17 protein-coding genes are annotated in these 20882 nt (G+C 49.9%); 4 read left to right on the forward strand and 13 right to left on the reverse strand.

Translation table 11 applies throughout. From position 1 onward, the window contains the following. Window positions 1–12: 12 nt before the first annotated feature. Window positions 13–1248 carry a DUF418 domain-containing protein gene (locus tag G8768_RS21235; protein WP_166851613.1) on the forward strand — a complete coding sequence of 412 codons (1236 nt, stop codon included), beginning with the start codon at window positions 13–15 and terminating at the stop codon, window positions 1246–1248. Window positions 1249–1294: 46 nt separating this feature from the next. Here G8768_RS21235 and G8768_RS02975 read toward each other — a convergent pair whose 3' ends face one another. Then, window positions 1295–2164, reverse strand: coding sequence for a TauD/TfdA dioxygenase family protein (locus tag G8768_RS02975; RefSeq protein WP_243749352.1), 870 nt, complete (start codon window positions 2162–2164; stop codon window positions 1295–1297). Between the two features lie 101 nt (window positions 2165–2265). On the opposite strand from G8768_RS02975, the gene G8768_RS02980 reads away from it, so the two are divergent. Next, window positions 2266–3276 (forward strand): helix-turn-helix transcriptional regulator, encoded by a 1011-nt coding sequence (locus tag G8768_RS02980; protein ID WP_166851610.1) that lies wholly within the window; start codon window positions 2266–2268, stop codon window positions 3274–3276. A gap of 25 nt (window positions 3277–3301) precedes the next feature. Here the strand turns inward: G8768_RS02980 and G8768_RS02985 are convergent, their stop codons facing one another. The 6 genes from G8768_RS02985 to gmk form a co-directional block, all read right to left on the reverse strand. Beyond that, a complete protein-coding gene (locus G8768_RS02985; RefSeq protein ID WP_166851607.1) occupies window positions 3302–5239 on the reverse strand; it encodes an alpha/beta hydrolase family protein in 1938 nt (645 codons plus the stop codon). A gap of 59 nt (window positions 5240–5298) precedes the next feature. Next, window positions 5299–5904 carry a hypothetical protein gene (locus tag G8768_RS02990; protein ID WP_166851604.1) on the reverse strand — a complete coding sequence of 202 codons (606 nt, stop codon included), beginning with the start codon at window positions 5902–5904 and terminating at the stop codon, window positions 5299–5301. 12 nt (window positions 5905–5916) lie between these two features. Then, window positions 5917–6300, reverse strand: coding sequence for a RidA family protein (locus G8768_RS02995; RefSeq protein WP_166851602.1), 384 nt, complete (start codon window positions 6298–6300; stop codon window positions 5917–5919). Between the two features lie 26 nt (window positions 6301–6326). After that, window positions 6327–8435: a bifunctional GTP diphosphokinase/guanosine-3',5'-bis pyrophosphate 3'-pyrophosphohydrolase gene (gene spoT / locus G8768_RS03000; RefSeq protein WP_166851600.1), complete on the reverse strand. Its 2109-nt coding sequence runs from the start codon at window positions 8433–8435 to the stop codon at window positions 6327–6329. Window positions 8436–8596: 161 nt separating this feature from the next. After that, complete coding sequence (gene rpoZ, locus G8768_RS03005) at window positions 8597–8857, reverse strand: DNA-directed RNA polymerase subunit omega (RefSeq protein ID WP_166851598.1); 261 nt, start codon at window positions 8855–8857, stop codon at window positions 8597–8599. A 188-nt stretch (window positions 8858–9045) separates the two neighbouring features. After that, the gene (gmk, locus tag G8768_RS03010; RefSeq protein WP_166851596.1) at window positions 9046–9663 is read right to left on the reverse strand and encodes a guanylate kinase; all 618 of its coding nucleotides are present in this window, start codon (window positions 9661–9663) and stop codon (window positions 9046–9048) included. A 132-nt stretch (window positions 9664–9795) separates the two neighbouring features. Here gmk and ypfJ point away from each other — a divergent pair, with 132 nt between their 5' ends. After that, window positions 9796–10695 carry a KPN_02809 family neutral zinc metallopeptidase gene (gene ypfJ, locus G8768_RS03015; protein ID WP_166851594.1) on the forward strand — a complete coding sequence of 300 codons (900 nt, stop codon included), beginning with the start codon at window positions 9796–9798 and terminating at the stop codon, window positions 10693–10695. A gap of 13 nt (window positions 10696–10708) precedes the next feature. Here ypfJ and G8768_RS03020 read toward each other — a convergent pair whose 3' ends face one another. The 3 genes from G8768_RS03020 to G8768_RS21240 form a co-directional block, all read right to left on the reverse strand. Beyond that, complete coding sequence (locus tag G8768_RS03020) at window positions 10709–12112, reverse strand: PhoH family protein (RefSeq protein WP_166851592.1); 1404 nt, start codon at window positions 12110–12112, stop codon at window positions 10709–10711. Window positions 12113–12562: 450 nt separating this feature from the next. Beyond that, window positions 12563–13024 carry a PAS domain-containing protein gene (locus G8768_RS03025; protein WP_166851590.1) on the reverse strand — a complete coding sequence of 154 codons (462 nt, stop codon included), beginning with the start codon at window positions 13022–13024 and terminating at the stop codon, window positions 12563–12565. A 5-nt stretch (window positions 13025–13029) separates the two neighbouring features. Next, window positions 13030–14118 (reverse strand): response regulator, encoded by a 1089-nt coding sequence (locus G8768_RS21240; RefSeq protein ID WP_166851587.1) that lies wholly within the window; start codon window positions 14116–14118, stop codon window positions 13030–13032. Window positions 14119–14415: 297 nt separating this feature from the next. On the opposite strand from G8768_RS21240, the gene G8768_RS03035 reads away from it, so the two are divergent. Further along, entirely contained in the window at window positions 14416–14979 is a 564-nt protein-coding gene (locus G8768_RS03035) for a hypothetical protein (protein WP_166851584.1), read from the forward strand. A gap of 32 nt (window positions 14980–15011) precedes the next feature. On the opposite strand, the gene G8768_RS03040 is transcribed toward G8768_RS03035, so the two are convergent. Genes G8768_RS03040 through G8768_RS03050 form a run of 3 tightly spaced genes read right to left on the reverse strand, consistent with a single transcriptional unit; the run spans window position 15012 to window position 20827 of the window. Further along, on the reverse strand, window positions 15012–18653 hold the full coding sequence (locus G8768_RS03040) for an ATP-binding protein (protein ID WP_166851579.1): 3642 nt from the start codon (window positions 18651–18653) through the stop codon (window positions 15012–15014). Next, window positions 18653–19339 (reverse strand): DUF4194 domain-containing protein, encoded by a 687-nt coding sequence (locus tag G8768_RS03045; protein ID WP_166851575.1) that lies wholly within the window; start codon window positions 19337–19339, stop codon window positions 18653–18655. The genes G8768_RS03040 and G8768_RS03045 overlap by 1 nt, the downstream gene beginning before the upstream one ends. Before the next feature lie 9 nt (window positions 19340–19348). Continuing rightward, window positions 19349–20827 (reverse strand): Wadjet anti-phage system protein JetA family protein, encoded by a 1479-nt coding sequence (locus G8768_RS03050; RefSeq protein ID WP_166851569.1) that lies wholly within the window; start codon window positions 20825–20827, stop codon window positions 19349–19351. Window positions 20828–20882 lie beyond the last annotated feature (55 nt).

Below are 20882 nucleotides of genomic sequence, written 5' to 3' on the forward strand. Positions count from 1 at the left end.
CATGGAGTGATTGTGAATCAAAGTATTCGTTTGGATGAACGTATCGACAGCATCGATACCGTTCGTGGTGTCGCGCTATTGGGTTTGTTGACGATGAACTTGGTGGGTATGGCGATGCCCTTTGGTGCATATTCAAGTCCCACTGCATATCGTGCTGATGACTTCTTAAACTTTCCGATCTTTTCAATATTTTTTGTGTTTGCCGATCAAAAGTTTATGGGCATGTTTTCCCTGTTGTTTGGTGCCAGTGTTCTGTTGTTGATCGAACGAGTACAAGCAAAAGGAAAGGCCAGCTTGGGAGTGCATTACCGTCGTAATCTTATTCTGATGGCTATCGGTCTTGCCCATGGTATATATCTGTGGGAAGGGGATGTGTTGCTAATCTATGGTTTTTGCGCCTTACTGCTTTACCCTCTGCATCGTTCCTCACCCTGGGTGCTTATTCTGTTTGCTAGCGTGTTGTTGATGGCATCGATATATACTTCTGGAGATTTTGTCGGCAATATTGCTGATTACAGTGTCCAGGAGTTTTATGATGTTCAGGCATTGTTATATCCGACTGCAGAAATGATTGATGATACCAAACAGCTTTATTCGGGGAGCTACCAGGATATTGTTAACTATCGCTTAGGCGTAGAAGAGGAAACCAGTTCGGTATTTGTTCAGTTTGATGTGTTGATTCTGGTGTCTACATTCTATCGCGCTCTGGGTATGATGTGCTTAGGGATGGCTTTGTATAAGCTGCGCTTTTTACAAGGCCAGTTTCCAATCTCCTTGTACAAAAATAGTTTGTTTTTTGGATTGCTGCTGGGTGTACCGATTTCTCTTTGGTCCTGGTTTGTTGGGGTAAATTCAGAGTGGTCGGTGGAACGCTATTTTGATCATTGGGGAGTGCTGCCTTTAAATACAATAGGTTCTGTCGCGCTGGTCATTGCGTATGTTTCAGGCATTATTGTGTTGTGCCGTATTCAATGGGCCAAGGGCTTGCAAAAACGCTTACAGGCTTTGGGGCAGACCGCGCTCAGTAATTATCTTTTGCAATCCCTGATCGGTACGTCAGTGGTGTATGGTTATGGATTGGGTTTGTGGGGCGAATTGTCGCGTTGGCAGTTAGTGATGCTAATGTTAATGATCTGGGGTTTGCAGTTGTGGCTGGCGCCTCTGTGGTTACGCTATTTTCGTCAGGGGCCGGTGGAATATATCTGGCGTTGTTTAACGTATTTTTCTCTGCCGCCCTTGCGAAAATAAGGATGAAGACTTGCCCGAACAAAATCGGGCAAGTGTTTCCATGGAGCTAGTTAATAACAACGCGATGCAAAACGCGCTCGTGACCTTCGTAGCCGCCGTTGGCTTTATGTAAAACCGAGCGGTTATCCCACATCACGAGCATGCCGGGTTCCCATTCGTGGCTGTACTGGAATTCGGCGCGGGTTTGCCAGTTATAGAGGTCTTCCATAAGACGTTGTTCTTCTTCCGGCGTTGTGTCTTCAATGCCCACGATATAACCAAAGATGGTTCCGAAGACACCCTCTTTCCCGCTTTCGGGATGTTTGCGAATAATTGGGTGCGTTTCTACGTGGTAGGCATCTTCAGAATATAAAATTTTCATACCGCGCTTTGCGTCTTTTTCCCGCTCCCCATAAAGCCCGTCAGGTGCGTAAGCCAGCTTGGCAGAATGCTGGGCAATTTTTCCTTCCAGACGTTCGCGTAAATCGGCCGGCATATCCTCCAGTACTTTGTGCAGGTTAATAAAATCGGTATTGCCACCGACCGGTGGAATTGTAATCCCATATAAAATTGTGCCGGCTGGAGGGTCGGCTCTAAAACTCCAGTCACTGTGCCAGGCTTCGGCGAAAATGGGGGTGGTTTCATCGGCGGCCCGGCGCAATTCGGCCACGTATTCCCGGCCTTCAATCGGTGGAAAATACGGATCGCCTGCAAAGGTTCCAAAGTACTGACTGAAGCGTTCCAGATCGTCATCATCCAGTGTCTGGTTCGGGAAAGCCAAAACGTGATGTTCCAGCCAGGCAGCACGCAGTTGCTCAACCTGTTCCGAGCTGAGTTCTTGTGAGAGATCGATGCCTTCGATACGGGCACCACAGGCGCCATTGGATTTACTGATCAACATATCGTTTTCCTGATTATTGTTATTGAGTGGCTTCATTGTGGCGAACTCTTTTCGCTTTGCCATTGACAGTGGGTGCAAATAATTAACATTATGCGACTAAGTAAAAGACGTAACTTGTAAGTTAAGCGGGCTTCCTCATGCGGCATTTTCATATCACCAACCTCTGGATCAGCGGCGTTTTCGCGGGCTTTGAACGCCTGGGGCTTGATCGTGCGGCATTGATGGCGGGAATTTCGAGTGCGAACAATTACGCTGATAATTCCCTAAACCCGGGAAGCATGGAATTGGGAGATGCCCGTCGCTTGTGGCATCGGGCCGAGGAACTCAGTGAGAATACGACCTTGGGTGCTCAGCTTGGCTTGTTGCAAAACCAGCGCGCCAGTGGTGTCTTGATGCCCATTTGCTGGCACAGTCCAACGCCGATTCAGGCTTTCCAACATATTGCCAGTTTCCAGAGCCTGATCAGTGATAACGGCTTGTACCGCATTCGAGACAATGAAAAACCGGGCCTGACAGTTTGCGAGTATGTGCCCAGTGCGCACAGTGTGCCGCCCAACCGCCAGCAAATACTTTCGGTAATCACAGGAACGATATTGGTGTTGAGAGCCATCAGCCCCCAGGACCCTGTTCTGGCGGTTGGTATTCCGGAGGATATGGCGCACAAAGAGCTTTCCAAGCTACTGGATGTACATGTAACACCTGCGAGCCCTTACTTTTCCCTTCATCTGGACAGTAACTTGATGCAGCTGCCGATTGAAGGGCGTGACGAACACCTTTATGAAATCAACCTGGCCTATGCCGAAGGCATGATCCGGCATAAACGGGAAGGCAAATCTCTGCGCGAAGACGTTAAGCAAATGATCGAGCAAGGCGCCCCGGCTCAGGTAACAATCGAAGACGTCGCCCGGGAACTGGATGTAAACAAACGTGTCTTGCAGCGTTTGCTGGCTGAACAGGGCAGCAGTTTTCGTCAGTTAAAAGAAAGTTTATTGAAGGAAAAAGCGTTAGCCCTGCTGATTACAGAGCGCTGGGAAATCAGTGCGATTGCCCAGGAGCTGGGTTACTCTGAAGTCAGCGCGTTTCATCGTGCGTTTAAGAGTTGGTTTTCCGCGAGCCCCAAACAATTCAGAGATACGGCGATGGCCTAACTAAAAATGCAGAGAGGCGTCTGACTTATTTGGCTGCCATATTGGCTTGCTGTTCTTCGTTGTCCCGAAGCAGTGGTGAGGCATTGGGCAGTTTCAGATGCTTTCTGAAAAAGGCATCGAGGCGGGAATAAAATTCGTAATAACTCTGCAGCAAGCTGAAGCCATGGACCTCTTCCGGCAGGAGAAGATACTCGGCCGTCTTTCCATACTTTTCCAATACATGTCGCATGCGATAGAAATGTTCTTTGTCGACGACGCGATCCTTTTCACCTTGAGCGAGAAACACCGGTACCCTCAATCGTTCGGCTTGATAAACCGGTGAATAGCGCATGAGTTCTTGTTGCTGAGTTTTGGGATCGCCGACATAATCCTTTCGCCAACTTAATATACTGCTGGAATTGTGCACATCATTATTGTACATCAGGCTAATGTCGGTCACGCCCACATAGGATGCTGCGCACTTGAACAGGTTCGGCGAGCGAATGGCGCTCATTAACGCAGAATAGCCGCCGTAACTGCTGCCATAAATACACACCTTGTCGCCATCCACCAAGCCTTGTGCAATGACTTCGCGTACCGCAGATTCAATATCATCTTCGATGAGCTTACCCCATTGCTGTTTACCGGCTTCAATAAATTCTCGGCCATAGCCGGAAGAACCTCGGAAATTCGGTCGCAGAACGGCATAACCCAAACTGGCCAGATACTGTACATGGGGGTCATAGTCTGCGGAGGATCTGACTGAGATAGGGCCGCCGTGGGGCATAACAATTAGGGGGGCTTTGTGTGTTTGGTGATTACTGGGTAATGTTAGATAGCTTTCAATTTCCAAACCGTCGCTGGAACGTGACGTGATGGCTTGTGTATCACCCAACTGAAACTGTTTTAACCAAGGTTGGGTATCGGCAAGCTCTGTGAGTTGCCATTGTCGGGTGTTAAATAAGTAGAAAATACCAGGGTTTTTACCATCGCGTTTCAGAGCAATAATAATTTTGTCGTTCAGGCTGTTGTCGACCACCCAGATGTTGGGCGTGTTGAGGTCGCGCTTTAAAGTATTGCTTAAAAAGTCACCGAGCTCGTTCATATAGTGTCGACGATGGTTGCCATCTTGAGTGTAGCTGGCAAACAAAATGTCGTCCCGGCGCTTATTCAGCTCGACAGACTCAATGTCGTAGCCGGGTATCTTGAGCACGGTGTCAACAAAGGTTTGGGTTTTGATATCGAAGCGCAGCAGTTCAATAAAATTGCGTTGATGGTTGCTTAGAACCAGGAGTTGCTGCTTTTCCTCTTCAAACAAAATTGGCCTGAAAATACTGCGTTTGTCACTTTCCCAAATCACCGACCAGCGTTTATTGTCCAGCGGGCGATACCAGACCTTCTGTTTGCCGTGGCGGGGGGCGACATAGCCAATTCTGAGGGCTCCGGAAGTGTCGCTCAACCAATGCTCGGCGGCGGGCGCCAGGCGATTGAGTTTAAATCGGTTGCGCAGTTGCCCGCTGATATTCCTGGCTGCGAGGTTCAGATTGTAGATATACGATTTCGATTCACGAAATTGCTTCACCAAAACCCGATCTTCTTTATACGGCAAGGTGTCGATAACCACAGCGTTTTTAAGCAAAGGCCGTTGATAGATATTGCTCAGCTGCTTATCGATAAAGTTGATGGAAAGCTGAGTCAGAGCCTGCTGATGGTCACTGTTTACTTCATTAAGAACCAAGGTGTCGTTATCGATCCAGGAATAGTGCGTGATATTACCCTCGAGATCGTTCAAAAGAATTTGCAAGCTTTCATCCTGCAGATTTAACAACATTAAACGCTGGCCGCGATCCAGCCGTTCGATATAGGTAATTAACGAGCCTTCAGGATTACTGTCGACCAAGTAGTAAATGGAGCTTCGAAAAATATCTTTAGCGTGTTGATAAGCCACGCTGTTTTCATGGTCGGCGAAAACTGGTCGAATCATGGTGACTAAAGACCATATGGTCAATAAGCCAAGGAGCACACATTTATTGGTGATGGCCATCATGGCTTCACCGCTTGGTCATTCTGCTTTAAAAAATCCAGAAATGGATCGGGATAAGAGCCGGTAAAACTGAGCGGATAACGTTTTACGGTCTCAAAACAGCAGCCACGAAGATATTCATAGGCCTGGCTGCTGCGATTACGGTAGACGAAGTCCACTTCCTGCTCGCTGTACATCTCGCTGATAAAGTGTCCGGAATAGGAAATGGTATCGGCTTTGACATCGACGTAATAGTCAAAGTTTAGAATATCCCAGTACGCGGCTTCTTCTTTCTTGCCATCGTTGTGAACCTGACTGAAGTAATATCGACCGGCAGGTACTGGCATCAAACGGTAATTGTTGCCAGGCTGGATGGACTGAACGCTGGGGTTCGAAAAAAGCTTTGGGCCTTTTAGCAGAATCTTATGGGGCGTTGTACCCAGGCTTTCTATGGCCAGAAGCAAGTAGCCATAGCCGGGTTTCAATTTGTTTTTTGAAGGCTCACTTGCTTGGGCTGAAACATCAGCTGCCAATAAAGGAAAAATGAGGACAATCAAAAACAGATTGAATGGACTTTTCATAATGAAAATTAAGGGCAGGTTTAAGAAGTGAAATTCCCTGCCCATTTTAGTACACCTTTACACAACCAAAATGCCGTCGGCTTCAATCAAGGAATCTTTCGGTAACTGGCTGATGCCGATGGCAGCGCGTGCCGGATAGGGTTGCTCGAAGTATTGGGACATCACTTCGTTAACAATCGGAAAGTTGCCGAGATCGGTGAGGTAAATGTTCAGTTTTACGATTTGCTGAATGTCGCCACCAGAGGCTTTGCACACGGCGGCCAGGTTTTTAAATACCTGATGAGCCTGGGCTTCAAAATCGCCTTCAACCAGTGTCATGGTTTCCGGCACCAGTGGGATTTGACCCGACAGGTAAACTGTGTTGTTTACTTTAACGGCCTGTGAGTAAGTGCCGATGGCAGAAGGTGCATTGCTGGTTTCTACAATAGAACGATTTGGCATGGTGTTTCTCAAATAAATATAAGCGATTAGTTTTTGCTTCGGGTTAACTTGATGACCGAATGCATATTGCGCACCCGACGAATAACGTTCGCCAGATGGACTCGGTTTTGCACACCGATACACAGTTCGATCACGCTGTTGTGAGCGTCGCGCTCATCAACATTAATACGTTCAATATGAGCGCCGGCTTCGGCCATGCGATTGGCGAGGCTGGCAATAATTCCGCGCTGGGATTCCACTTCAACTTTAATGTCGACCAGAAACTCACCGGTCACATTGGGCGCCCAGTTTACCAAACTGATTTTCTCCGGAGAGTGACGCAGTTCGGCAATATTATTGCAGTCCTCCACGTGGACCACCAGACCTTTACCGGCACTTAGGTGGCCAATAATCGGGTCGCCGGGAATGGGGCGGCAGCAGCGGGCAAAACTGATCAGCATACCTTCGTCGCTGTCGATCATCAGTGGGGAATGGATATGAGTTGCTTTGGAATCTTCCTGATCCTGCTGCAGCAAATTCGCGACCGCATTGGCCAGTCGGTTACCCAGACCAATATCTTCCAGCAGGGCTTCCATATTGCTCATATGGGTTTCATCGAGCAAATGCTGAACCTGTTCTTCACTGAGTTCGTCGAGGCGCATATTAATATTGCTCAGTGCGCGACCGAGTAAGCGTTCACCCAGTTCAATGGATTCATGGTGACGCTGATTTTTCAGAAAGTGGCGAATGGAACTTCGCGCTTTGCCGGAGGTGGTAAAGTTGAGCCAAGCGGGGTTGGGTTGCGCTCCCGCAGCGGTAATGATTTTCACTTTTTCGCCGCTTTTGAGTGGTTGCGATAACGGTGCCAGGCGATCGTTAATTCGGCAGGCAACACAGCGATGCCCTACTCCGGTGTGTACAGCGTAGGCGAAATCAACCGCTGTGGCGCCGGAAGGTAAGCTGATAATTTTGCCTTTGGGTGTAAACACATAGACCTCATCCGGGAAGAGATCGATCTTAACGTTCTCAATAAATTCCAGGGAGTTGCCCGCCTGTTTTTGAATTTCCAACAGGCCCTGCACCCATTGACGGGCGCGTGCCTGATTGCTGACCGGACTGTCTTCGTCGGCTTTGTACAGCCAGTGTGCTGCAATGCCTGTATTGGCCAGCTCGTCCATTTCCTTGGTGCGAATCTGAACTTCAATGGGCACGCCGTGCATGCCGACCAAGACGGTGTGCAGAGATTGGTAACCGTTGGCCTTGGGTATGGCAATATAATCTTTGAATTCGCTGATGACGGGTTTATAAAGGTTGTGCATGACGCCGAGAACGCGGTAACAGGTGTCGACATCTTCAACAATAATTCGGAAGGCGTAGACATCCATGATTTCACGGAAGGACTTCTTTTTTGCGCGCATCTTCTGGTAGATGCTGAACAGATGCTTTTCCCTTCCCAGCACCAACGAGGCGATGTCTTCTTTTTCAAGGCGGGCTTCAATGGCGCTTTGAATATTCTCAACCAGCTCTTTGCGGTTGCCCCGGGCTTCTTGCAAGGCGGCTTGCAGACGTCGGGCTCGCAAGGGGTGCATCGCGGAGAAACCCCGGTTTTCGAATTCGATACGCATATCGTTCATGCCCAGGCGGTGGGCAATCGGCGCGTAGATATCGAGGGTCTCCAAGGCAATACGACGCATTTTTTCCGGCGCCAATGCGCCCAGTGTGCGCATATTGTGTAAACGGTCGGCCAGTTTCACCAGAATGACACGAATGTCATTGGCCATTGCCAAGGCCATCTTCTGAAAGTTTTCGGCCTGCTTTTCTTCCCGTGAGCCAAATTCGATTTGGGTCAGCTTACTGACGCCATCCACCAGTTCTGCGACGGTATCGCCAAATTGTTTGGCCAGGGCTTTTTTGGGGATGCCGGTGTCTTCAATCACATCGTGCAGCATGGCGGCCATCAGGCTTTGATGGTCCATATGCATGGAACTCAGAATACCGGCAACGGCCAGCGGGTGAGTGACATAGGGTTCGCCACTGCGACGGGTCTGGCCATCGTGGGCTTGTTCGGCGTAATAGTAGGCGCGCCGCACCAGATTGATTTGCTCGGAATCAAGATAGGATGAGAGTCGGTTGCTGAGGGACTCAATGGTTTGCAAAGTAGGCTCCAGTAACTCAAGAACCCCGTCGATAGATCACATCATACGGCGGCCAGAAAACAAAAAAGCTAGGGCGTTAGCTCCTGCTAACGTACCTAGCTTTTAAAGTAACACATTCTGTGGCTATTGGCAGCCGAGCGCCTGAGCCATTCGCTGTGCTGTTACAGCTCGATGCCGGGCTCTTGCTGAGGCATGATGGGCATCTCGTCCTGCTCGTCTTCTTCAACGTCGAACATGGCGGGATCGATCAGGCCTTCTTCGATTTCACGCAGAGCGAGAACCGTTGGCTTGTCGTTTTCTTCCGGAACCATAGGCTCTTTACCCTGGACAGCGATCTGGCGAGCACGCTTGCTGCCTACAATTACCAGTTCAAAACGGTTATCAACGTGGTTGAGGCAATCTTCAACGGTGATACGGGCCATCAGTATTTCCTATTCAATATGCCTGCCATCGGGCAGGTCTTGGCAAATGTCTTCTGTCGCAGAGTTATAGCCTGAAAGTAGAGCTTTTGCAAAAGCTCAAGGCGTAAATCCATCGCGGCAGATATAAAAAAGGGGCGCTAGTGTACGCATTTTGACCAGCCCAGGCAAGGGCTGGCCATTTATGGGGTTTATTTCAGCAGCTCTTGCAGCAAGGTTTTGTGGCGTTGCTGTTGTTTGCCCTGCTGGAGTCTCTGGCCGCGTAAAATAGCGGCGAAGTCGATCAAGGCTTCGTCGAAATCGTCATTGATCAAAATAAAGTCGGCTTCAACGTAATGGCTCATTTCGCTGACGGCTTCGGCCATGCGGCCATCAATGATGCTGTCGTCATCCTGGCCGCGTCCGGTCAGTCGCTGGCGCAGGGCGGTTTGGCTGGGTGGCAGAATAAAGATGCCCTGGGTGTGCGGCATCAAACGCTTCACTTGCTGGGCGCCCTGCCAGTCGATCTCCAGAATGACATCACCGCCGTTAGCCAAAGTGTTTTCCACCCAGGCCTGTGAGGTGCCGTACCAATTGCCGAATACTTCAGCGTGTTCCAGGAAGGCACCTTTGGCCAACATATCCTGAAAGGTATCCTGGGAGACAAAATGATAGTTCACACCGTCTTCCTCACCCGGACGCATGGCGCGGGTGGTGTGTGAAATCGATACCTGAACATCGCTCAGGGTGTCGATCAAGGCTTTGACCAAGCTGGTTTTTCCGGCGCCAGAAGGTGCTGATACCGTATAGAGAGTACCGCTGTTACTCATGTAAAATCTCGTTATTAAGCGTGGGTAGTGTTTTAGTCGCGTATGATCTGTATTTTAACCTAAGCCCTGCGGCCTTGCTCGTTGAGTTTATTGCGCCAGGGCAGGTCGAAAGCAAATAAGTGAGGGAAGCCGATGAAATGGCGAAACAGCCGCCGCAGCAGTAATGTGGATGATCAACGCAGCAACTCCCCTGCCCGGTTTGGTGGCGGTGGCCGTGGAATGGCGAGCTTCCTGCCGATTATTCGCATGCTGATTGGCACCAAGGTGGGCCGTATTGTTTTGGTGGTCGGCGTCATCGCCTACTTCCTGGGTTTTAACCCAATGAATTTGCTGCAGCCAGGACAGCAAGGGATCAGCCAGGCCAAGGTACAAAACAGCCAGGAAGACAATCTGCGGGCGGATTTTGTGACCGCTGTGCTGGGGCAGACCGAGGATGTCTGGGGCAGCATTTTCAAGCAGAGTTTTGGCAAGGCTTATCCCGAGCCACGCTTGGTACTGTTTCGCAATGGTGTGCGCAGCGCCTGTGGCCAGGCCTCTTCCGCAATGGGGCCGTTTTACTGTCCTGGTGACAATAAGGTGTATCTGGATCTTGGTTTCTTTGATGAGCTGGCACGTCGCCATGGCGCGCCGGGGGATTTTGCCCAGGCCTATGTGATTGCCCACGAGGTAGGTCATCATCTGCAAAACGTATTTGGTGTGTTGGACAAAACCCACCAGGCCAAGCGTCGATTGAGCAAAACCGAAGGCAATGCCCTGCAGGTTCGCGTTGAATTGCAAGCCGACTGTTATGCCGGCGTTTGGGCGCATCACGCGCAAAAGCAGCAGAAAATTTTAGAAGCGGGTGATGTTGAAGAGGCTTTGCAAGCGGCGAGCGCAATCGGTGACGATACTTTGCAGAAACAAGCTCAAGGCTATGTGGTGCCGGATGCGTTTACCCATGGCTCGGCTGAGCAGCGCATTCGCTGGTTTTCCAATGGCCTGAAAAATGGCAGCTTACAGGCTTGCGACACGTTTAAAGCCGCAAGCCTGTGACACTCTGTTCAATTTATAAATGAGACTCGGCGTACTCCGCCAAAATGGAGCGCGGTACGCCCTGAAGTTGAATATTCCCTCCCTGCTGGAAACCTTTAAAGCGTTCGCTTAAATACGTCAGGCCCGAGCTGGTGGCATTGAGATACGGTGTGTCAATTTGCGCGAGGTTGCCCAGGCAAATCACTTTGGATCCGGAACCTGCACGAGTGATGATGGTTTTAATTTGATGAGGCGTCAGGTTTTGGCACTCATCAATTAAAATCAGGCTGTGCTGGAAGCTTCGCCCACGAATGTAATTCAAGGACTTAAAGTGCAAGGGCACTTTGTTCAGCACATAATCCACACTCCCGGAGCAGTCTTCGTCATCGCAATGCAAGGCTTCGAGGTTATCGGTGATGGCGCCCAGCCAGGGTTCCATTTTTTCCGCTTCGGTACCAGGTAAAAAGCCGATGTCTTCGTCGAGCCCCTGTGTTGAGCGGGTCGCGATAATTCGGCGATAGAGTTTATTGGCCACCGTCATTTCAATGGCGGCGGCAAGTGCGAGAATGGTTTTACCCGAGCCCGCTGAGCCCGTCAGATTGACGATGTGAACATCGGGGTCCAGAAGCAGATTCAAGGCGCAGGCCTGATAAATGTCTCTGGGTTTCAAGCCCCAGGCCTCGGTTTCCATCAACTGGTGTTGATCGAGGTGTAAGAGCAAAACGTCCTCATCGTTGACTTCAAGAACGCGTCCAACGAATTCCTGTTCGTCCAGAATAAACTGGTTGGGTGAGCATTCGGACAGCACGCTGCAACGCTCCAGGCGATGAACGGTTCGGCCCATTTCCTGTTGTGTATCGACCTGATTGATTTGCTCCCAAAAGCTGCCCGAAAATTCCAGGAAGCCTTTGTTGAGTTTCTCTATGTCTGTGACCAGCTGATCGTTGTGGTAGTCCTCAGCTTCAATACCACAGCCTTTGGCTTTTAAACGCATATTGATGTCTTTGCTGATCAGGACAATATGCTCATCGGGGTTTTGGCGTTGAAGAAAATAAATGTCGTTCAGGATTTTGTTGTCGTTTAGATGGGTGGGTAAGGTGCTAACGCCTTCGGGAGTCTCACGCATAATGATGGACAGGCTGCCCTGGGCCTGACTTTTTTCTCCGCGTTTAATGGGTACGCCGGCTTCGATATCGTCGAGACTGGCGCGACCAAGAATTTTATCGAGTTCTCTGATTGCCTGTCGGCAATCGGCGGCGACGGCGTTACGGCCGCTTTTCAGGGAATCCAGCTCCTCCAGCACGGTCATGGGAATGGAGATTTTATGTTCTTCGAAGTTCAGTAATGCAGTAGGGTCGTGAATTAAAACGTTAGTATCCAGTACATAGCGAGTACTTTTATTTTGTGTATTCCTAACGGACAACAGCGATTCACCCATATGCGATCCCTTTGGTTGTTGAGTTGGCGCAGGACGCTGAATCGGTCGGCTGTATAGCTCGTACGAATAGCCCCCTAGGGTTCTTATAACAGTATTAATGGGTGAAAACTAGGGCAATCCCATGACGATTTTGTCATATATAGGAAAGAGGTGGTGGCAAGTTTTTCTTGGAGGGGAACCAACCATACTTTCAGTTTTTGGGAGCGTTGGCAAGAAAAAATTATTTTAAAAAATCACCGAAAAATATTTTTTAAAATATCAGCGAAATCATCGGCTTACTGAATGTAGGGTGGCACGTTTTTTGAAATCAAAGAGCCGCATCAATTATATTTGGTGTTTTATCGAGATAAATGTTCGGCGTGAAATCTTCAAAAATTTTATTCAATAGATGGACGGCGAACCCGTCGCCATCCAATGTTCAGAAATGAGAAATGGACTTGTAGAGAATTTCTAGGCGCTCATGGCCTGGGGTTTTTCCTGGCGAAGTTTATACATGGCCTCTTCGGTCACATCATACACGATGATGCAGATGTGGTTGACTTCACCGGTGGTTGATACCAGAGGGATGATGGTGGTGTTCTGATACATATGCGGTGCTGTGCAGGTAATGGGGCGATAGGTTTTGAATTTAAATAAATAAGGCCGCTGTTCCCAGCTGCTGAAGGCGCTGCTCTGTAACAAAAAGACAGATTCGGCTTTGCTGCGAAAGCGCGCCTCATCAATTTCTGAAAAGAGCTCAAAAATATTTTGATCTTTGGTGGAATTCGGATGATGGCCGCTGTGGTTTTCCATAAAGCCATTCCACAGCTGAATATTGTATTCTTTGTCCAGCACGGCTAAACCAACATCAACGTTTTGCAGAATATCGATGTACCAATAAAATTCTTTTAGCTGATCATCTTGTTCGAGCATAGCGATTAGTCATCCAGTAAATAAGAAGCGTGATGAGTCAGGTGTGGGATGCTGTCTTCGGTAAAGAACAGCAGCAAGTCACATTTAATGGGGTAATCTTCGATGGCGTAACTCAGCTCGATGGCGAGTGTGCGATTCCAGGCCTGGTTTTTGGTTTCCAGTAATTGCGTGACATCACAGTGTTGCCCCAATACCACCGGTGCGCCTCGACTGAAATGAAGATCAAGTTGTTCCGCCAACCCTTTGAGGTAGGCGCCAACAAGAATATTGGAAATGTCCATCAGCACTTCCAGTTCGGCGCTGTCGTCCAACTGCCCTTTGTAATTCAACAGAGCGGCCATATCGCCAAAGCTGGAATCATTTAATATCAGTAAAGCTTCACCGCTGATGCCCGAACCGATAAAACCCTGGCATACACCTGAGGTTTCGTGGAAGTCTTCCACTGAAGCAAAGGCCATGCACAGTTCGCTGACTTCTATCAGATTAACGTTGGGGATGGGTAGCTCAACAAACACTTTCAGCAAACGCGCAAGCATATCGCCCGCCTGGCCCATGGCGACGTTGGAAAGCTCCTGCAGACAGTCGCGTAACAGAGGGTCCAGCTCACTGGGTACGCTGTCATTTGCTGAGGCAGGCAGTTCTTTTGGCGCCGCTTTCTTTTCGGCTGCCTTCTTTTCAGGTTTGGGTTCAGGTGCTACCGTTTCTTCCACGGCTTTCATCAGCTCGGCGTCAATAATGCCGTATTCCAGCAACATGCCAGTGAGCTTTTCTTTATCAACGGGTTTCTTAATGAAGTCGATAGCACCCAGCTGTTTCACCCGGCTGCGGGCTTCCGGTTGAATGTCACCGGAAATGACCACGACCATGGTTTCCAGATCCTGGGCGCGAATGGCTTCAAGCACCTCGTAGCCATCCATCACCGGCATATTCAAATCCAGTAGAAGGAGTTCGGCTTTGCCTTCTTTAATTGCTTCGACACCTTCTTCGCCGTTGGTGGCGAAGCTGACATCTACGGGCCAGCCGTCGGGCAGAGAGCGGGCGCATTGCTTGCGCGCCATGTTCGAGTCATCACAAATGAGTACGGGAGTTGCCATGATTTGCTCTTATCGTTGGTCACTACTCATTAAATGTAGCAGAGAATTTCTGACTTTCTTGGGGATGTCGACGCCGGCTCCCGTCAGTCCCAAATCAGAGGCCTTTTCCGGCCAAATTCGTTTATTAAGTGATCATGTTGATTGTTTTATTTCCTTAAAATAGCTGTCGCTATTCATTTAGGGTTCAAGTTGAACCCGCATAATATTTGGTTATTAAGTACTAGGTGGCTATGCGTACCCCATTCGATCGTATTAGCCTTAAGTTTGGGAGCTAGGGATTACCCACAGGGAAGAATCATGAGCAAGAACAAAGTTGTTTTTGTCGGGCCGTCAGGTGCCGGAAAAACCACGGCAATTCAAACAGTTATCCAATCCAGAGCCGGGTTTCAGGGACAGCCCTCAGCTGAACCTGAACCGCAGCATAATATGCTGTTCGGACATGCTATTGATTATGAACTGATCAACCTGAGAGATGGCCAAACTTTACAGCTATTAGGTACCCAGGGCAGCCAGAATAGCCAGACCATTCAGGTGCTATTGCGCCGTGGTGTTGCTGCGGTTGTGATCCTGATCAGTAATGCCGTACCCAACCCGCTCGCAAAACTGCGTGAACAATTATTGCAGATTGGTGAACTGGCAAAGACGACCCGTATCGTTGTGGGTATCAGTCATATGGATGTGAAATCAGATCCGGGCGCCACAGTGTTCAGCCGTGAACTTCATAAGTTCGAGGTGTTTGAATGTCTGGAGCACAATATTCCTTTATTGGTGGTTGATCCGCGAGACGCTCAGGATATGGCCTTGCTGCTGGAAACCGCACTTTATATTCGAAAGGACGATTCAGAGCAGGAGCTGGCGTAGTCGCCGCTCCCACCTGAAAGTATCAGCCCACCCTAAATACCCTCCATAAAATCCAGCATGGCCTGGTGGCGGACGGTTTTGCGATGCTTGGCCCACAGTTCCTGAATCTTGTCGGTGTTGCAGACTTTGCGATCCACCAGCACACGGGTTTGCAGTTCTCCCACGGGTTGTGTGGCTGGGCATTTGCTGAAGATCGTCTGGTTACTGATCAAATCCATAAAAGGGCCGGACTTGCTGGTCGGCATAATAAACAGCAATTGCAGGCCCAGAGACTCGGTTAGATAGTGAATAACCTGGCGCGAACGGGTTTCATCCATTTTTGAGAAGGCCTCATCCACCAATACCATCCGGCAGTGGGTATTGCCTTCATTGAAACGAAACGCTGACGTTACCGCTGCTGCGCGAATGATGTAGGCGGGTGTTTCCAACTGGCCGCCAGAGCCAGTGCCATAGGTGCTCAGGGCAATGGCTTCTTTATTCAAGGGTTCTTTGTAGATTTCATAGCTGCGGTAGTTGCGATAATCGCTGATGCGATTCAGTTCGCGCAGGGCGGTTTGCTCGTCTTTATCCAGCAACATAGCCAGGAGCTTGTCGCGCACCTGCTGGGATTTCTTGCTGAGTTCGGCATCAAACAGAGAGTTACCATCGCCGAGATCCGGCGTATCAATAACTTCCTTGAAAAACTTATGGTATTCGCGGAATTCCGGTATCCAGCTATAGCCAAAGAAAAAGCGCTCGCGATCGTCACCAAAACGATGGTGTTCCAGTTCCTGGTTTAAAACTTCCAACTGTTCCTTGCCATCGCCAATTGCCTGGTAAATGGAGTGACAAAGGTTGCTGACAAAGGCGGTGTTAAAACTGTCTTTCAGTGCCAACAGGTTTTCATGTTTGCCCACCAGTACATTGTTTTTCAGCGAGTGGTAAATCGATTCGATGTTTTGCTGGGCGTGCTGCACCTGTTGATACATCGCCAGGCTGTCGCGGCTATCGCTGTTGGCTAAATAAGGAATCACACAATGGCTATTACAAAGTTGATTGTGTTGAGCCAATTGTTGATCCAGTTTGCGTTCGAGTTGCTCAAGCTGACCCCGTAAATCATTGCATTGGGGCAGCAGGCTGTCACTGGACTGGTCTGCGATAGTCTCGGCTTTGCCGAGGGCTTGCTGGCTATCGAAGTGGCTGCTGTGTTTTGCGATATCATCGACAGCGGCTTCGCCCTGCTCCAGCTGCATTTGCAGGGTATCCTGCTCGTCGGCGAGCTTATCGATAGTCAGTTCCAGTTGATGCGCTTTGTTTTTGTATTCGCCCTGGGCCTGGTGTTGCTGATTAATTTCTTTTTCTACGTCGCTGTGGTCTTGTTTGAGTTGCTGCAGTTGCGCTTCCAGATCGTCGAACTCACTCAAATCGAGATTGTTCATGGCCTGCTCGGCCTGTTCGAGTTTGCGATAGCAGTCGAGCAGCTCGTGAACAATCATGGCTGACTGAGGAGCGGTAATTTTATCGCAGGCATCCAGGCAGTTGGCAACTTCACGGTAAGCGCTTTCAAGATGCTGGCTTTGTTCAATCAGTTCGTCGAGTTGCTCGCGCTTTGCGAGTAAGGCGCGATCGCGGGCACCCTGACCAAACAATAAATCGCTGGCGTCGATGTCACAACGGAACATGGCATAGTTGCCGGCGCCAACGCCGCTGGCGCAGAGCCCACGGTGTAATCCGCGCAGTTCTTCTTCATTGGCCGCACGCACCACGCTGCCGTATGAGGCGCGAACATAGTATTCGGCGGTTTTATGGCTGAACTCCATCAAATCCAGAATGGAATCTTTTGGCAGTTTTACCCGATGGGCGTCACGGGCCGCTTTGTGTCCCTGAATCACTCGTGCCTTATTTTTTCGGCCACCCATCGCTCGAACGATGGCAATGGCCTGGGCTTCGTATTCGGGCTCAACGATAATGCCGAAGCGAGCGCCACCGATATAACCTTCAATGGCCATTTGCCACTGTGGGTCGCTGACTTCAATAAAATCGCACAAGACACTGGGCTTAGCGGCCGGGCACTCTTGCTCAATGGCCTGTAGAGCGTGCTGCACATAGGGTGGGTAGCTGATCTTGCTTTGGCCCAAGCGTTGGATCTCCAGCTCGCGGCTCTCGATGTGTTGGCGGTTTTTGTCCTGACGTTCGCGACGTTTCTGGCTAAGGCTGAACAACTGATCGCGAAGGCTGTTCTCGCTCCCATTGGATTGATGCAAAATCGCCTGCAAATGCTGATGGCTGCTGTCACGCTTGACCAGATCTTCCAACTTTTTCTCAAGATCGCCACTGCCGAGAAAATCGATGGTCATCAACTTTTGGGAATCGATGCCCGTGTCGTCTCCCAGCGCAATAACCTGTTTTAATGCTTTTTGAACCGGACTTTGGTTTAGAGCAGGACATTCCAGTTCCAGCGAGCTTTGCTGAACCAGTCTTTGCAGCTTTTGGGCCTGGCCAAAGTTTTCGCTGAAACTGTGCAACTGTTGTAGTAACAAGGGCGCCTGTTTTGCCAGCTGCTGTTGAGCCAGTTCGGCCTGCTTTTGCAGCTCATCTTTGTCTTTGAGAGCAGAGATGCCTTTGCGTTTTGCGGTCAGCTCAGTGATCTGGTCGAACAAAATTGTCTTTTTACGCTCGGCCAGTTCAATGCTGTGCAGACCATCTTTTACGGCCAGTTGATTGCTCTGCTGTTGTTCTTTTTTGCTGAGATAAGTTTTTTGCAAGCTGCGCTGGCGGCGGTAAAGCTCGGCGTATTCCAGAATCCGAATTTGTTGCCAGATATCGATAAACTCTATGGCATTGTGGTTTGCGCTTTCCAGGCGTTCGATGGATTCGTTCAGGGAGCGGGTTTCCTGTTCCATGCCGTGAATGGTTTTCATCAGCTCGGATACCTGGCGGATATCCTCGCTCAGATCCTTGGGTTCCAATACCTCTTTGGCAACGAAGTCGTTGATGCTTTTAACTGGCTTATAGGCCATAAAATTGGAGAAAGTTTTCGCGGCGTGCTTGGCTTCACGATCAGATACGGCACCATTTTGCCCGCGCAGGGCACCGTATAAGCGGCGCAGATAGGCGCTCTTTTTGTCGTAAACCTCGATGGCATCCTGGCCAAATTCAATGCGTAAATTTTTTCCCAGGTTGGCCATAGGAAGAATGTACTTTCCGCCTTTATCTTCTTTTACAAAGCTGGCAAGCGTGATGGCACCAATCGGCACCTGGTCACCGGGCAAGACGAAAAACAGCAATTCATCCTGGCGGGCCTGGCGTTGTTTGCCAGCAGTTTCCAGGCTCGCTTGCACCGCCATTATGGCCCAGAAGGCCTGGCCACTTTCACCCTGTGTAGGGTGAAACTGTGCCGCGATGTAGCCCTGACATTTGTTGGGGCGAGCATAACTGCCATCGTCACATCCGAGAATATACGATGCCAGTGTGCGCACTTGTTTGCCACCGCGACCGCGTTGGCTGGTTTCGTCCTGACCCGGGTTGTAGTTAAACAGGTTTTCGTGGGCCGCGGTCATCAGAGTTTGCAGGGCATCGGCAGCAGTGGTTTTGCCAGAGCCGTTGCCACCGGAAAATAAGTTTACCGGGCCAAAATCGAATTCAATTGGCGGGATGTTTCCCCAGTTCACCAGAATCGCTTTTTTACAAAACATCAGGCACGACCTCCTTCTGTTTCTGAGCGTTCGTTGAGCTGAGCCGCTTCGCTCTGCTGACTTTCCGGATCAAGTTGGGCGAGCACGTCGTGGCTGACCAAACTGCTGATGCCGGGTTGAATACTGATCCAATTTTCTGCTTCTTCACTGCTGCTGTCGCTGTTAAAGCGAATGATTCTGAGCTGTCGCAAATTGCGGAACAGCTGCTTTCGTTCCTGAAGCCCCTCTGGCAGTTTGCGCTTTAACAGGTTATTCAAACTGATGGCAATTTCTTCCATCGAAATTAATACGCAGCCTTTGTCGTCGACCAGGCCTTCGCGCAGTGATTTTTCATACTCCACACGAAGAACCAGAATCAGGGCCATTTCCATTTGATTGGGGCGATGGCGAAAGCCTTGATTAAAAGGGCTGTGTTCCGCATCCTGCAAGTTGGGCGCGCTGGCGCCGGGCGGATAAAGACGCACAAAACAGAACTGCTCATCGTGCTCGATACGTACACCGATGATGGAGAGATAATCGTCCACCAGATCCTGGCACTGCAAATAACGGTCGTAGAGATTAGCTTCGACCTGGCTTTCATCCCGATTGATGATGCCGTAATCCAGCAGGCGGATCATTAATTCGGAAAAATCTTCGGGGCGTATGGCCTTTTCATTCAAGGCTTGTTGTAGCATTTGGCTGAACATAAATCGCTTTTAATCGTCGCTGGCTGGCGTCTTGCCGCGCAGCTCAATGGTGAATTCGTCAAATTGTTGAAAGTACTCATTACCTTCAACGGAGGCGCGTTCAAACTGAACATCAAATTGCATTTCCGAGCTTTGATTGTTCACGGCGCCAATCTCAATGGCTGAGGCCATGCTCATCAGGCTGTGGGCGTCGTCGATTTGTAACTCGCTGGTGGCAATGCGCCGCCCGCCTCGCAAGGAATCAACAATATAACGGCGCAAACCTTGCTTGTTGCTGACAAAGGCCTGGTCCAGCAATTGCTGAATCATAAGTTCTCGCTGGGCATCGGTATCGAGTTCGGGGCTTTCCTGAACCTGTGTATTAAGAACCGTGGCACTTTTTCTCTCTTGCCATTTAATTTGTGCCGGGTCGATAAAGGCCAATCGCATGCTGGAGCATGCTTCAGCCGCGGCTTCGAGGCGTTGCTGATAGTGATCTTCATCCAGATCGGCAAGTTCTCGGCAAATTTCGACCAGATCGTTATCGGCCTGGCTGTGCAGGTAACTCAGCTGCCGGATAATGATATCCGCGCGTTTGGTAAAACCGTGCAAGGCACTGCGTAAGGCTGGAAGCATAATGTCGGCGGCGCTTCGCATACGTTGCTCAATTTGTTCCAGCAAGTAGTAAAGATACGATTGCTCATTACTGCATAGATCCGGAACGACACGGCGCAATTCACGTTCGGCCTGTTGCTTCACATCCTTTGGGCGACTGCGGATTTTTCGAATGACCTTCTTAATATCATCTCGGTATTTTTCCACACTGTCTGCGGATAGGCGCACCTGAATATCCGGCTGGAAACGTTTTTCCATGAATTCAAAAAACTGTTCGCTGGCTTGCTCGACCAATTGCTGAGCTTCAACTTCGCGCACCAGTTGGCGTTTACGCTCTTCCAGCTCAGAAATAATGTCAGTGAAGTCGGTGATGATACGTTCGGAATGATCAAAGGCATCGAGCAGATCATAGACTTCAGCGCGACTGTAAAAAGCCTCAAGCGCATTCAGAGTGTTACGGGTATTGCGGTGGCGAGTGCGGATCTGGCTACTGTCAGATTCCAGAATAGCCTGAGCAAAAATTCGGCCCATTCGGCTAAAGGGGTAACTGGTGGCCAGGGTGGCGGGGTCGACCTGGCGCTCTACCCAGCCGCAGTCAATCAACAGTTTCAGAACCCAGCTGGCCTGTTCCCGGGGGTTCTTGAAGCGAGGTTCATTGTCGGCGGTTTCTGACCCACTTCCGTCCAGGTCTTCCGTGTCCAATACCAGTTTGGCGTTTCGAGCCAGGGCTTCACTGATGATATCGACGATCAGTTCGCGATCAGGGGCGTGGCCGTAGTCTGCTGTGGCGCTGTACTGGCGCTGGTAGAGCAGGGTCAGGCAAGCCGCGACCTGGCCCCGGTATTTGCCGGTTAAGGCCCTGAAAAAGTGTAAACGCTCGTCGCTGAAAAACATCGATAACCCTCGGCAATCCCTGCCGTCGCGGGGCCAAAAGCGGAGATTCTAGCGC

Origin of the sequence: Pseudoteredinibacter isoporae (assembly GCF_011602085.1) — a bacterium.
GTDB classification, from domain to species: Bacteria; Pseudomonadota; Gammaproteobacteria; order Pseudomonadales; family Cellvibrionaceae; genus Pseudoteredinibacter; species Pseudoteredinibacter isoporae.

Coding starts and splice junctions, on each gene's coding strand:
- G8768_RS02980 (WP_166851610.1), top strand. CDS start 2,266: ATGCGGCATTTTCATATCACCAACCTCTGGATCAGCGGCGTTTTCGCG.
- G8768_RS21240 (WP_166851587.1), bottom strand. CDS start 14,118: ATGGCAACTCCCGTACTCATTTGTGATGACTCGAACATGGCGCGCAAG.
- G8768_RS02995 (WP_166851602.1), bottom strand. CDS start 6,300: ATGCCAAATCGTTCTATTGTAGAAACCAGCAATGCACCTTCTGCCATC.
- G8768_RS03025 (WP_166851590.1), bottom strand. CDS start 13,024: ATGCTCGAACAAGATGATCAGCTAAAAGAATTTTATTGGTACATCGAT.
- G8768_RS03040 (WP_166851579.1), bottom strand. CDS start 18,653: ATGTTTTGTAAAAAAGCGATTCTGGTGAACTGGGGAAACATCCCGCCA.
- ypfJ (WP_166851594.1), top strand. CDS start 9,796: ATGAAATGGCGAAACAGCCGCCGCAGCAGTAATGTGGATGATCAACGC.
- rpoZ (WP_166851598.1), bottom strand. CDS start 8,857: ATGGCCCGTATCACCGTTGAAGATTGCCTCAACCACGTTGATAACCGT.
- G8768_RS03020 (WP_166851592.1), bottom strand. CDS start 12,112: ATGGGTGAATCGCTGTTGTCCGTTAGGAATACACAAAATAAAAGTACT.
- G8768_RS03045 (WP_166851575.1), bottom strand. CDS start 19,339: ATGTTCAGCCAAATGCTACAACAAGCCTTGAATGAAAAGGCCATACGC.
- gmk (WP_166851596.1), bottom strand. CDS start 9,663: ATGAGTAACAGCGGTACTCTCTATACGGTATCAGCACCTTCTGGCGCC.
- G8768_RS03035 (WP_166851584.1), top strand. CDS start 14,416: ATGAGCAAGAACAAAGTTGTTTTTGTCGGGCCGTCAGGTGCCGGAAAA.
- G8768_RS03050 (WP_166851569.1), bottom strand. CDS start 20,827: ATGTTTTTCAGCGACGAGCGTTTACACTTTTTCAGGGCCTTAACCGGC.
- G8768_RS02990 (WP_166851604.1), bottom strand. CDS start 5,904: ATGGGCAGGGAATTTCACTTCTTAAACCTGCCCTTAATTTTCATTATG.
- G8768_RS02985 (WP_166851607.1), bottom strand. CDS start 5,239: ATGATTCGACCAGTTTTCGCCGACCATGAAAACAGCGTGGCTTATCAA.
- G8768_RS02975 (WP_243749352.1), bottom strand. CDS start 2,164: ATGAAGCCACTCAATAACAATAATCAGGAAAACGATATGTTGATCAGT.